This is a genomic window from Helicobacter pylori (assembly GCF_015904775.1).
GTDB classification, from domain to species: Bacteria; Campylobacterota; Campylobacteria; order Campylobacterales; family Helicobacteraceae; genus Helicobacter; species Helicobacter pylori_DM.
Window position 1 is genome coordinate 22,927 of record NZ_JADZNC010000009.1, and the last position, 13,147, is coordinate 36,073.

Genomic DNA, 13,147 nt, shown 5'->3' on the forward strand with positions numbered 1-13,147 from the left:
TGAAAAAATAAGTTAGGCTAAGGTAGTGGTTTTTGTGTGATGGCATTTTTTAAATCTGCCCCTAAGAAGATCCTCCTAGCCTTATTAGTGTAGGTTTGTTGAACTTATGCACATGTAAAAGTAGCGGTCATCTGGGTTGAAAAACAACCACATTTTAGGGAAGACATGAAAGATAACAATAACTATAATGTTTTAATTGTGGGGAATAAGGGGCGAGAGTATGCTTTGGCTCAAAGGCTTCAGCAAGATGAGCGAGTGAATGCTTTGTATTTTTGTTTGGGTAATGGTGGCACTCAAGATTTAGGCGAGAATCTGGAATGCGAACATTACGAGCATATCGTGGAATTGGCCCTGAAAAAACAGATCCATTTAGCTATCATTTCAGAAGAAGAGCTTTTGGTTTTAGGGCTTACAGAGATGCTAGAAAAAGCGGGGATTTTAGTGTTTGGGGCTTCTAAAGAAGCGGCGAAATTAGAGGCTTCCAAAAGCTACATGAAAGCTTTTGTTAAAGAATGCGGTATCAAAAGCACGTCTTACTTTGAAACAAACGACTTAAAAGAGGCCCTCAATTACATTCAAAACGCTTCTTTCCCCTTAGTGATTAAGGCGTTGAATAAAAACACAAGCATTGTCCATCATCAAGAAGAAGCGTTAAAAATCCTTGAAGACGCTTTAAAACAAAGCAATGAGCCTGTGATCATAGAGCCTTTTTTAGAGGGGTTTGAGCTTTCAGTTACAGCGCTCATAGCCAATGATGATTTTATCTTGTTGCCCTTTTGCCAAAACTACAAACGCTTATTAGAGGGGGATAATGGGGTCAATACAGGGGGTATGGGGGCCATCGCTCCTGCAAACTTTTTCTCTAATGAATTAGAAGAGAAAATAAAAAATCATATCTTTAAACCCACTTTAGAGAAACTTCAAGCTGACAACACGCCTTTTAAAGGGGTTTTACTCGCTGAAATTGTAATCATAGAAGAAAAGGGCGTTTTAGAGCCGTATTTATTGGATTTTAGCGTGCGTTTTAAAGACATTGAATGCCAGACGATTTTACCCCTTGTAGAAAATCCGCTATTAGATTTGTTTTTAGCCACAGCCAAAGGGGAATTGCATTCTCTTGAATTGGTGTTTTCTAAGGAATTTGTGATGAGTGTGGCGCTTGTTTCTAGGAATTACCCCACTAGCTCTTCGCCCAAACAAACCCTTTATATTGATCCGGTTGATGAAAAAAAGGGCCATTTGATTTTAGGGGAGGTGGAGCAGGATAATGGCGTGTTTGAAAGCAGTGGGGGGAGGGTGATCTTTGCCATTGGTAGGGGAAAATCGTTATTAGAAGCCAGAAACCATGCTTACGAGATCGCTCAAAAGGTGCATTTTGAAGGCATGTTTTATCGCAAGGACATTGGTTTTAAGGTATTGGATTTGAAAGAATATTCTTAAAGGTTAAAGTTTAAGACAAACCAAAGAGTTTGTCTTGTTTGTTTCTGAATGCGCTCTCCAAATTTAGAAAAAGAAGAAACTGAAATCATAGAAACACTCCTTATGCGTGAAAAAATGCGTTTATGCCCCTTGTATTGGCGCATCTTAGCGTTTTTAACCGATAGTTTATTGGTGGCGTTTTTATTGAGCGATCTTTTAAGGGCATGCGCTTTTTTACATTCTTTATATTGGCTGACTAACCCCATTTATTACAGTGCGTTTGTTGTGATGGGTTTTATCATCTTGTATGGCGTTTATGAAATCTTTTTTGTGTGTTTGTGCAAGATGAGTTTGGCTAAACTGGTTTTTAGGATTAAGATCATTGATATTTATTTAGCGGATTGCCCCAGTAGGGCTATTTTATTGAAGCGTTTAGGGTTAAAAATCGTGGTTTTTCTATGCCCCTTTTTATGGTTTGTGGTGTTTAAAAACCCCTATCATAGGGCGTGGCATGAAGAAAAAAGCAAAAGTCTTTTGGTGTTGTTTTAAAATGGTTCGTTGGCTGTATTTGGCGGTCTTTTTTTTGTTGAGCGTATTAGACGCTAAAGAAATCGCTATGCAACGATTTGACAAACAAAACCATAAGATTTTTGAAATCCTTGCGGATAAAGTGAGCGCTAAAGACAATGTGATAACCGCCTCAGGGAATGCGATCCTATTGAATTATGACGTGTATATTCTAGCGGATAAGGTGCGTTATGACACCAAGACTAAAGAAGCGTTATTAGAAGGCAATATCAAGGTTTATAGGGGCGAGGGTTTGCTCGTTAAAACCGATTATGTGAAATTGAGTTTGAACGAAAAATATGAGATCATTTTCCCCTTTTATGTCCAAGACAGCGTGAGCGGGATTTGGGTGAGCGCGGATATTGCTAGCGGGAAGGATCAAAAATATAAGATTAAAAACATGAGCGCTTCAGGGTGCAGCATTGATAACCCCATTTGGCATGTCAATGCGACTTCAGGCTCATTTAACATGCAAAAATCGCATTTGTCAATGTGGAATCCTAAGATCTATGTCGGCGATATTCCTGTATTGTATTTGCCTTATATTTTCATGTCCACGAGCAACAAGCGCACCACTGGGTTTTTATACCCTGAGTTTGGCACTTCCAACTTAGACGGCTTTATTTATTTGCAACCCTTTTATTTAGCCCCCAAAAACTCATGGGATATGACCTTTACCCCACAAATCCGCTATAAAAGGGGTTTTGGCTTGAATTTTGAAGCACGCTACATCAACTCTAAAGACGACAGGTTTTTATTCAATGCGCGCTATTTTAGGAATTACACCCAATACGTCAAACGCTATGATTTGAGGAATCAAAATATCTATGGTTTTGAATTTTTAAGCTCCAGTAGGGACACTTTACAAAAATACTTCCATCTTAAGTCTAATATTGACAACGGGCATTACATTGACTTTTTATACATGAACGATTTGGACTATGTGCGTTTTGAAAAGGTCAATAAGCGCATCACAGACGCCACGCACATGTCTAGGGCGAATTACTATTTGCAAACAGAAAACAATTATTACGGCTTGAATATCAAGTATTTTTTAAACCTGAATAAAATTAACAATAACCGCACTTTCCAATCTGTCCCTAATTTGCAATACCATAAATATTTAAATTCTTTGTATTTTAGGAATTTATTGTATTCAGTGGATTACCAGTTTAGAAACACCGCAAGAGAGATTGGCTATGGCTATGTGCAAAACGCTTTGAATGTGCCGGTGGGCTTGCAATTTTCTTTGTTTAAAAAGTATTTGTCTATAGGGCTTTGGAACGATCTCCAACTATCTAATGTGGCTTTAATGCAATCTAAAAATTCCTTCGTGCCTACGATCCCTAATGAATCAAGAGAATTTGGAAATTTTGTGTCTTCGAATTTTTCCATGTATGTGAATACGGATTTAGCCAGAGAATACAACAAGCTTTTCCACACGATCCAACTGGAAGCGATTTTCAACATCCCTTATTACACCTTTAAGAATGGCTTATTTTCTCAAAACATGTATGCTTTAAGCACGCAAGCCTTAAACAGCTACACTTCGCCTTTATTGAGAGATTACGATTATCAAGGGCACTTGTATGACTCCGTGTGGAATCCTAATAGCATTTTACCTAGCGATGCGAGCAATAAGACGGTGAATTTAACCCTAACGCAATACCTTTATGGCTTAGGGGGGCAAGAGTTGTTGTATTTTAAGATATCGCAACTCATCAATCTTGACGATAAAGTTTCGCCCTTTAAAATGCCCCTAGAAAGCAAGATCGGGTTTTCGCCCTTAACGGGATTAAACATCTTTGGGAATGTCTTTTATTCGTTTTATCAAAACCGCCTAGAAGAAATCTCTGTGAACGCCAATTACCAACGCAAATTTTTAAGCTTTAACCTCTCTTATTTTTTAAGGAACAATTTTAGCAGTGGGATTAACAGCATTGTAGAAAATCCTGCGGATTATTTAAAGGCGGGTTTTAGCAACGACTTTGGCTATTTTTCCATGAGCGCGGATGTGGGTTATGATATTAGAAATAATGTGGTTTTAAATTGGAATGTGGGGATTTATAAAAAAATCCGTTGTTTTGGGATTGGCTTTCAATTCGTCAACCAACGACGCCCTATCCTCACCGGTGATCCCAACCAACCTATAAGAGTGTTTGAAAATAACTATGTTAAGCTAGAATTAGACTTTTCACCGATCACTAAAACCAATGTAACTTACCGCTCTTTACAGCGTAAGTAAGAAAAGGAACAGATTTGAATACGGACTTTAGCCATATCACCGATATAGAGGGCATGCGTTTTATCAATGAAGAAGACGCTTTAAACAAACTGATTAATGAAATCCACACGCGCCACATTGATTTAAAAGATTCCATCATGATCGCTTTGAGTTTTAACGCCTTGTATTTAGCTCACGCTTTAGCGCAAAAATTTGGAGCGACTTATGATATACTTTTTTTAGAACCTATCCTAGCCCCTTTAAACTCAAAATGCGAGATCGCTTTAGTGAGTGAAAGCATGGATATAGTGATGAATGAAAGTTTGATCAATTCCTTTGACATCACTTTAGACTATGTTTATGGGGAAGCCAAGCGGGCTTATGAAGAAGACATTTTGTCTCACATCTATCAGTATCGCAAAGGCAATGCGATCAAAAGCTTAAAAGATAAAAATATTTTTATCGTAGATAGGGGGATTGAAACCGGGTTTAGAGCAGGGTTAGGCGTGCAAACTTGTTTGAAAAAAGAATGCCAAGACATTTATATTTTAACCCCCATTCTCGCGCAAAATGTCGCTCAAGGCTTAGAAAGTTTGTGCGATGGGGTGATTAGCGTGTACCGCCCTGAATGTTTTGTCTCTGTGGAGCATCATTATAAAGAACTCAAGCGATTAAGCAATGAAGAAATTGAAAAATACTTGGGCGCTAACAACGCGCCCAATTTAAAAAAGGAACATTAAATATGGATTTTATCACCATCAATTCTAGTAACAAAACCGAAGAGTTCGCTCTCAAACAGGTGGCCAAACAAGCCACCAGCTCTCTAATGTATCGCTTAGGAAAAACCCTTATTTTAGCGAGCGTGTGCATAGAAAGAGAGCCTGTGAGTGAAGATTTTTTGCCTTTAGTGGTGCAGTTTTTAGAAAAATCGTATGCAGCCGGTAAAATCCCAGGCGGTTTTGTTAAAAGAGAAGGCAGGGCGCAAGATTTTGAAATCTTAACCTCTAGGCTCATAGATAGGACCTTACGCCCTTTATTCCCTAAAGATTACCGCTACCCTACCCAGATCACTTTAATGGTTTTAAGCCATGATATTGAAAACGATTTGCAAGTCTCTGCTTTAAACGCCGCTTCAGCCGCTCTCTTTTTGGCCCATATCGCTCCCATTAAAAGCGTGAGCGCTTGCAGGATCGCTAGGGTGGATAACGGATTTATCATTAACCCTAACACAAGCCTTTTGAATCAATCCAGTTTAGATTTGTTCGTGTCCGGCACAAAAGAGAGTTTGAACATGATAGAAATGCGATCTTTGGGGCAACAATTAAACGCTTTAGAAGAGCCTTTAATGTTAAAAGCTTTAGAATTGGCTCAAAAAAGTTTGAAAGAAACCTGCACGCTTTATGAAGAGGTTTTCACGTCTCACCAAAACGAGCTGCTTTTTAAAGAAAGCCAAGGAATAATTTTTAATGAAAGGCTGTTAGATTTATTGAAAAACCAGTATTTTGATGAAATCATCAAAGGCATTGAAAGTTCTGCTTTGAGCGAGCGAGAAAATGTTTTCAATGAAATTGCTAAAAAAATCAGCGAAGCCCACTCAGAATTCAGTTTAGAAGAAATTGAATTGTCTTTAGAAAAAGTGAAAAAAACTGAGATAAGGCGCATGATTATTCAAGATAAAATCCGCCCGGATAAGCGCGCGTTAGAAGAAGTGCGGCCCATTTTGATAGAGAGCGATTTGCTCCCTATGGCGCACAGCTCCATTTTATTCACTAGGGGGCAAACTCAAAGCTTAGTGGTAGGGGTTTTAGGCACGGATAATGACGCTCAAACCCATGAGAATTTGGAGCATAAAGCCCCTATCAAAGAGCGCTTCATGTTCCATTATAATTTCCCTCCTTTTTGCGTGGGTGAAGCGAGCTCTATTGGCGCGGCTTCAAGGCGCGAATTAGGGCATGGGAATTTAGCTAAAAGAGCCTTAGAAACGAGCATTAAAAATAAAGAGCAGGTGATACGATTGGTTTCTGAGATTTTAGAAAGCAATGGTTCAAGCTCAATGGCGAGCGTGTGCGCAGGGTCTTTAGCCCTTTATGCAAGCGGTGTGGAAATTTACGATTTAGTCGCTGGGGTGGCTATGGGCATGGTGAGCGAAGGGCAAGATCACGCCATTTTAAGCGATATTAGCGGATTAGAAGACGCCGAAGGCGATATGGATTTTAAGATTGCTGGGAATTTAGAAGGCATTACGGCTATGCAAATGGATACCAAAATGAGCGGTATCAAGCTAGAAATTTTATACCAAGCCTTACTCCAAGCCAAAGAAGCGCGAGAACATATTTTAAAAATCATGCATGAAGCGAAAGAAAAGATTGTGATCAATTTTTCCCATTTGCCCACAACGGAGATTTTTAATGTCGCGCCAGATAAAATTGTAGAAATTATCGGTCAAGGGGGGCGTGTGATTAAAGAGATAGTGGAAAAGTTTGAGGTTAAAATTGATTTGAATAAACCGAGCGGTGAAGTGAAAATCATGGGGAATAAAGAGCGCGTTTTAAAGACTAAGGAATTTATTTTAAACTACTTGCATTCTTTAGATCAAGAATTGGAGCGATACGCTATTGATGAGGTGTTAGAAGCTCAAGTGAAACGAATCGTGGATTTTGGGGCGTTTTTAAGCTTGCCTAAGGGGGGCGAAGGCTTGTTAAGAAAACAAAACATGGACAGGTGTCAAGTGGTTTTAAAAGAAGGCGATAGTATCAGGTGTAGGGTGATTAGCTTCAATAAGGGTAAAATCGCTTTGGATTTGGCTTAAAATTTTTAAAAAGCGTTTTTAAAAGAGATTTTAAGCAAATTTAGATTAAAATGAGTCCTTGCTTGTATTTTTGAAAGTAGAGGAACGATTCGAAATGAAAATCAAGCCTAATTTTTGAAACGGAGTGTGAAAATGAAATTTTTAGCGTTATTTTTTCTGGCTTTAGCGGGCGTTGCTTTCGCTCATGATGGTGGCATGGGTGGGATGGATATGATTAAATCCTATTCCATCTTAGGGGCGATGATCGGTCTAGGGATTGCCGCTTTTGGTGGGGCGATAGGTATGGGGAATGCGGCCGCAGCGACCATTACAGGCACAGCGAGAAACCCAGGAGTGGGCGGTAAATTGCTCACAACCATGTTCGTGGCCATGGCGATGATTGAAGCGCAAGTGATTTATACTCTAGTGTTTGCCATTATCGCTATTTATAGTAACCCATTCTTAAGTTAAGGGTTTTTGATGAGCTAAATTATTGCTTAAAAAGCATGATTTAGCTATAATATTTGCTTATTTTGAATTTTTAGCACTGGTGGTGGAATTGGTAGACACGCCATCTTGAGGGGGTGGTGGGAGCAATCTCGTGCGAGTTCGAGTCTCGCCCAGTGCACCATTAAGTTTTTTTAAGGAATAAGTGGGTATAATCTCACTCTTTGCTCTATACACGCCGAAGTGGTGGAATTGGTAGACACGCTAGACTCAAAATCTGGTGGGAGCAATCCCGTGTCGGTTCGAGTCCGACCTTCGGCACCATTAATAGTAATCTTTTTCAATCTGCTTTTTATCTTTTCGTTTAAAATAGTTTTATTCCAAATAAATGCCAAATCAATGATGGATTAGCGGGTTTTTTTAAGTCTTTTTAAAGGGTTGTTTAAGCGAACTTTTGAATGAATTAAAAGAGAGAGCGTTTTTACTCCATTTAAAGGAGCGTGAGTTTGGGTATAATGACAAGAAAAATTTGTATCAAGTTTTATTGGAATAGATGAGAAAAATCTGCTTAAGTTATGTTGATCCAAATACATTCCAATTGGAGATTTTATAATGTTGGATTTGTCTTATAGCTTGGAGCGTGTCTTACAAGAAGACCCGGCAGCTAGGAATAAGTGGGAGGTTCTCTTGCTTTATCCGGGCATTCATGCGCTGCTTTGTTACCGCCTAGCGCATGCGTTGCACAAGCGGAGGTTTTACTTCATTGCTCGCGCGCTTTCTCAGTTAGCGCGCTTTATCACTGGGATAGAAATCCACCCGGGCGCTAAGATTGGAAGGGGGCTTTTTATCGATCATGGCATGGGTGTGGTGATTGGCGAGACCACAGAGATTGGAGATGATGTTACCATTTATCATGGCGTAACTCTGGGTGGCACGGGCAAGTTTAAGGGCAAGCGCCACCCTACTTTAGGCAATCGTGTGGTAGTGGGGGCAGGGGCTAAGGTCTTGGGCGCGATTTGCGTGGGCGATGATGTGAGAATTGGAGCTAATGCGGTGGTGCTTTCAGATTTACCCACGGGTTCTACGGCTGTAGGCTCTAAAGCCAAAACCATCACAAAGGATCGTTAATTTTAGACAAGCGGTTGGAGTTTGCGCCATGCGGGTTGTTTTGAGATAAATTGATTAGATTTTATGAAATTTTATAGAAAGGATTTTAAAGATGAGTAAAAGTAAAAAAGAGCTATTTTTAGAGCTTGCACAACCTGATGAAAATGGGGTGAGTCGTTGGGTAAGCGTTACAGAATTTGTAGGAAAATATCAAGGATTATTTGGGGTGGGTGTTCCAGGTAGTAATGGAGGGACTTGGTGTAGGGATAACTCAGCTTTGGCTAAAGAATTTAAATTGGAAAAAGCCTATAGAAAAGCACAAGGAAACCCTATTGATAGAATACGCTTGAATGGCTATAATACCGAATGCGTTTTTAACCAAAATATCCGTCAAGACATTAAAAATCACTATAAGCAACAATGTTGCGCGATGTGCGGTGCGCGTGGCAACTCTGAAAACACTCAAATAGAGGTGGATCATAAAGACGGCCGCAAAAATGATCCAAGAGTTTCTGATTTAAACGCACAGACTTTTGATGATTTTCAGGCTTTATGTAAAGCTTGTAATGACAAGAAACGCCAGATTTGTAAAGAATGCAAAGAAAGTGGCTATAGATTTGATGCAAGAAAAATTCCTGGCAATCATTATCCTTTCTACGATGGGGAGGCTGAATATGATGGCTGTGTGGGTTGCTATCAATATGACCCCATACAATACAGGAAAACTTGCAATGATAGGATATACAATGAAGGGTATCAAAAAGGCTATGGTGATGGGTATCAAAATGGATACCATCAAAAAACTACTTTATAGCGGTTGCAATGAACTACATCGGCTCTAAATACAAGCTCATTCCCTTTATTAAGGAAAATATCCATGCGGTTGTAGGGGACAACCTTTCTGGTGCGATTTTTTGTGATCTATTCGCTGGGACGGGCATTGTGGGGCGCGCGTTTAAAAAGGCTGTCCATAAAATCATCGCTAATGACTTGGAATATTATAGCTTTGTTTTGAATCAAAATTATATCGGCAACATTCAAGAAATCCCTAATAAAGAAGAGCTTATTGACAGGATTAATAGCGTTGCTTTAAAAAAAGGCTTTATTTATTCGCATTATTCTTTAGGGGGGAGTTCAAGGCAGTATTTTAGCGAAACTAACGCTCAAAAAATTGATGCGATGCGTTTGAAAATTGAAGAGCTTAAGCTTTCTCAAAACATTGATAATCATGCGTATTATTTTTTGCTCGCATCGCTATTAGAAAGCGCGGACAAGGTAGCTAACACCGCTTCAGTTTATGGGGCTTTTTTAAAACGCCTTAAAAAAAGCGCTCAAAAAGAACTCATTTTAAAAGGCGCTGATTTTGATTTGAGTTCAAACGCCAATGAAGTGTATCAGCAAGACGCTAGCGAGTTGATTGAAAAGATTTCAGGGGATATTTTGTATTTAGACCCTCCTTATAATGCGAGGCAATACGGGGCGAATTACCATTTATTAAACACGATTGCCGCTTATACGCCCTTTGCTCCAAAAGGCAAAACCGGCTTGCCCAGTTACCAGAAATCATCGTTTTGCTCCCGTGCTAAAATCTTAAACGCTTTTGAAAAATTAATCAAAACAGCACGATTCAAATACATCTTTTTAAGCTATAACAATGAAGGGCTTATGAGTGAAACAGAGATTAGAAATATTTTAAAAAAATACGGCGCTTACTCCTTGATGACCAAAACCTACATGCGTTTTAAAGCGGATAACAAACGCGCCCACAAAGCCGCACACACCAAAGAGTGTTTGCATATTCTTATCAAATAAGAGTCAAGATAGCCCAACCTTTAAATGGAAAAAATAATCGCTTAAATATCGCTTGAATAAGGTAAAATGAAACCAAAATAAGCCTATAAAAAAGGGGAAATCATGGCGCTTGAAGTGGTTTTATGGGATTTTGATGGCGTGATTTTTGACAGCATGCATTTAAAATATGAAGGGTTTAAGGCGTTGTTTCAAAAGCATGGCAACAAGAATCAAGAGAGTTTAAAACAATTTGAAGTTTATCATTATCAAAGCGGGGGGATTTCAAGGAATGAAAAAATCCAATATTTTTATAACGAGATTTTAAAAACCCCTATCGCTCAAGAAGAAGTGGGTGCATTAGCCCTAGAGTTTGGCACTATTATAGAACAAAAGCTTTTTGATAGGGGGCATTTGAATAGCGAAGTGATGGCGTTTATTGATAACCATTATAAAAATCATGTTTTCCATATCGCTTCAGCGGCCTTGCATAGCGAATTGCAGGTGTTGTGCGAGTTTTTAGGGATTACTAAGTATTTTAGGAGCGTTGAAGGGAGTCCGCCCAATAAACCCAAGATTATCGCTAATATCATTCAAAAATATGCCTATAACCCAAGCCGCATGCTAATGATAGGCGATAGCGTCAATGACTATGAAAGTGCTAAGGCTAATAAAGTGGCGTTTTTGGGTTACAACAGTAAGGTTTTGAAAAATTTAGTGGGTCAAAACGGCTATCAAGGGAAGTATTTGGAGAGCTTTAAGGGGTTTGATTTACAAAACTTCAAGCAAGAATAAAGCCAGCTGATTAGTCAAGATTGTCTTTGTGTTGGCTCATGTCAATGATGACTTCACAGCGTTCAATCGTGCTTAAGCGGTGGGCGATAACGATTAGAGTTTTATTTTTAGCGATTTGATAGATTTCATCCATGATTTTACTCTCGGTTTCATTGTCTAGGGCTGAAGTGGCTTCATCTAAAACCAAAATTTCTGGGTTATCGTATAAGGCTCTTGCGATGCCTATGCGTTGTTTTTGACCGCCGCTAAGCTTAGCGCCCCCTTCGCCCACTTGGGTTTTAAGGCCCTCATGCTCGCATAAAAAATCATAGATATGAGCCATTTTACACACCTTAATCAGGCGTTTTTCATCAATCGCGCTCCCAAAAGCGATGTTATCCCCCACAGTGCCATCAAAAAGGTAAATATTTTGGGGGATATAGCCTATTTTTTTACGCCATGATCGTATATTTTCTTTGGTTAAAAGGGTGTTGTCAATAAAAATTTCCCCACTTTTAGGGTAGGTAAGCCCCATAATAATATCCGCTAGCGTGGATTTCCCGCACCCGCTATGACCTATAAGAGCGACTTTTTGACCTTTTTGAATGGTGAGATTAAAATTCTTTAAAACCGGGTGTTTTGACTTATAAGCGAACGAGATGTTTTGGAGAGTGATTTTTTTATTAAAGTCTAAAGGGACTAAATCCTCTTCAACGATGGTTTTAGTAAGGCTTTTAAAAACAATGTTAGTCGCAAGCTGGTTGTAAGCGATTTCATTATACTGATTCAAAACGCCAGTAACAGAAGGGAGCGTGCGATAAAGTGCTAAAGCATACATAGAAATGGTAGGGAGTACCATTTTAGCTTCGCCGTATTTGAATAAAATGTAAGCGACCGCTAAAATCAACAAACTAAAGCCCACCGTTTCTAATGAATACCTGGGGACTACTTGCAAAGTAGAATAAATAATCTCGGTGTCATGGGCTTTACGGCTATTTTCTCCAAAAAGCTTGTGGGCTTCTTCGTGGTTGTCTTTGAGTTTAGTGATTTTGAAATTGCTGAAAAATTTGGAAAAAACTTTAAGCGTTTGTGCCCTAGATTTTGCCGCTATCTCGCCCTTTTTTTGAATAAGAATGGTGATTTTTTTAGTGATAATAAAAATTTGTATAGAGATGATTAGAGTGAATATAAGCGTTAACTTCCAGTTAGTGATTAATAGCGTGGAATAGAAAAAAACGATCACGGTTAATTCGGTGAGTAGATTCAAAAAAGCGTTAAAGCTCATAAACATGCCATCCGCTTTATTATTGATAATATCTCTTAAAGAATCCAAGTTGTGGTTAAGGTGGGAGAGGTAGTTGCTTTTAATGTGCTGTAAAAAAAGTTGTTGCTTGATTTGATAAGCTTTTTTATTGGAAAAACGCCCTTTCAAATAAGTGAAAGACACCCCATAAAACATCCTGAACAAATAAATCCCCACCAAGCAAAAACTAAAGAAATACATAAGGCGAACGGGAGATGAAAAATGGAAAAAATCATAGACCATTTTCCAATCTTTATCGTCTAAAGCTCTGCTAGGATCGGAAGCGAGAGTGATAAAAGGCATTAGGAGGGTTAGGGACATCACTTCCACAAAAGAAGAAAAAACCGCCATCAACACAAGCAGGAAAAAAATCATTTTTTCCTTGAAAGTGATGAGCATGTAGATTTGCTTTAAAGAGCGTAAAAAGTATTTTAAAGTAGAAATTTTATGTTTTTTTTTCGCCATAATTTAAGTGTCCATAAATTCTTTTATATGTAATAAGCTTTGAGCTGTGTTAAGCCAAATTGAGCTAGATTATAGCTAAATTTTAACCATGCTCTGTGCCATACAAATAATTTAGCTTTCTGTCACCATTTCTTGACAAGTCAAGTATAAAACTGCTATAATCCCAAGTCTTTGATTATTTTAGTTGCTGGCTTAGCTCAGTTGGTAGAGCAGCTGCCTTGTAAGCAGCAGGTCGGGGGTTCAAGTCCCTTAGCCAGCTCCAGTT

At 38.9% G+C, this 13,147-nt stretch carries 11 protein-coding genes and 3 tRNA genes; 13 read left to right on the forward strand and 1 reads right to left on the reverse strand.

Annotated elements, in window-relative coordinates; all coding sequences use genetic code 11:
* The first annotated feature begins 165 nt into the window (after positions 1 to 165).
* The 12 genes from purD (at position 166) to I6852_RS05575 (ending at position 11,135) form a co-directional block, all read left to right on the forward strand.
* Positions 166 to 1,440: a phosphoribosylamine--glycine ligase gene (gene purD, locus I6852_RS05520; protein WP_197292074.1), complete on the forward strand. Its 1,275-nt coding sequence runs from the start codon at positions 166 to 168 to the stop codon at positions 1,438 to 1,440.
* A 48-nt stretch (positions 1,441 to 1,488) separates the two neighbouring features.
* Entirely contained in the window at positions 1,489 to 1,968 is a 480-nt protein-coding gene (locus tag I6852_RS05525) for an RDD family protein (protein ID WP_001257439.1), read from the forward strand.
* A 1-nt stretch (position 1,969) separates the two neighbouring features.
* Positions 1,970 to 4,231: an LPS-assembly protein LptD gene (locus tag I6852_RS05530; protein ID WP_197292975.1), complete on the forward strand. Its 2,262-nt coding sequence runs from the start codon at positions 1,970 to 1,972 to the stop codon at positions 4,229 to 4,231.
* Positions 4,232 to 4,245: 14 nt separating this feature from the next.
* A complete protein-coding gene (locus tag I6852_RS05535) occupies positions 4,246 to 4,950 on the forward strand; it encodes a phosphoribosyltransferase (RefSeq protein ID WP_197292012.1) in 705 nt (234 codons plus the stop codon).
* A gap of 2 nt (positions 4,951 to 4,952) precedes the next feature.
* Positions 4,953 to 7,019, forward strand: a complete 2,067-nt coding sequence (locus I6852_RS05540; RefSeq protein WP_197292011.1) for a polyribonucleotide nucleotidyltransferase — start codon at positions 4,953 to 4,955, stop codon at positions 7,017 to 7,019.
* 132 nt (positions 7,020 to 7,151) lie between these two features.
* A complete protein-coding gene (locus I6852_RS05545; protein WP_000669961.1) occupies positions 7,152 to 7,469 on the forward strand; it encodes a F0F1 ATP synthase subunit C in 318 nt (105 codons plus the stop codon).
* A 73-nt stretch (positions 7,470 to 7,542) separates the two neighbouring features.
* Positions 7,543 to 7,629: transfer RNA gene (locus tag I6852_RS05550), tRNA-Leu, on the forward strand.
* A gap of 53 nt (positions 7,630 to 7,682) precedes the next feature.
* Positions 7,683 to 7,769 (forward strand) — tRNA-Leu (locus I6852_RS05555).
* A 288-nt stretch (positions 7,770 to 8,057) separates the two neighbouring features.
* The gene (cysE, locus tag I6852_RS05560) at positions 8,058 to 8,573 is read left to right on the forward strand and encodes a serine O-acetyltransferase (protein WP_000886351.1); all 516 of its coding nucleotides are present in this window, start codon (positions 8,058 to 8,060) and stop codon (positions 8,571 to 8,573) included.
* A 91-nt stretch (positions 8,574 to 8,664) separates the two neighbouring features.
* A complete protein-coding gene (locus tag I6852_RS05565; protein WP_197292010.1) occupies positions 8,665 to 9,366 on the forward strand; it encodes an HNH endonuclease in 702 nt (233 codons plus the stop codon).
* Positions 9,367 to 9,374: 8 nt separating this feature from the next.
* Complete coding sequence (locus I6852_RS05570) at positions 9,375 to 10,364, forward strand: DNA adenine methylase (RefSeq protein WP_197292009.1); 990 nt, start codon at positions 9,375 to 9,377, stop codon at positions 10,362 to 10,364.
* 102 nt (positions 10,365 to 10,466) lie between these two features.
* Entirely contained in the window at positions 10,467 to 11,135 is a 669-nt protein-coding gene (locus I6852_RS05575) for an HAD family hydrolase (protein WP_197292008.1), read from the forward strand.
* A gap of 10 nt (positions 11,136 to 11,145) precedes the next feature.
* On the opposite strand, the gene I6852_RS05580 is transcribed toward I6852_RS05575, so the two are convergent.
* Positions 11,146 to 12,882 (reverse strand): ABC transporter ATP-binding protein/permease, encoded by a 1,737-nt coding sequence (locus I6852_RS05580; RefSeq protein WP_197292007.1) that lies wholly within the window; start codon positions 12,880 to 12,882, stop codon positions 11,146 to 11,148.
* A gap of 186 nt (positions 12,883 to 13,068) precedes the next feature.
* Between I6852_RS05580 and I6852_RS05585 the strand changes: the two genes are divergently transcribed.
* Positions 13,069 to 13,144, forward strand: a tRNA-Thr gene (locus tag I6852_RS05585).
* Positions 13,145 to 13,147 lie beyond the last annotated feature (3 nt).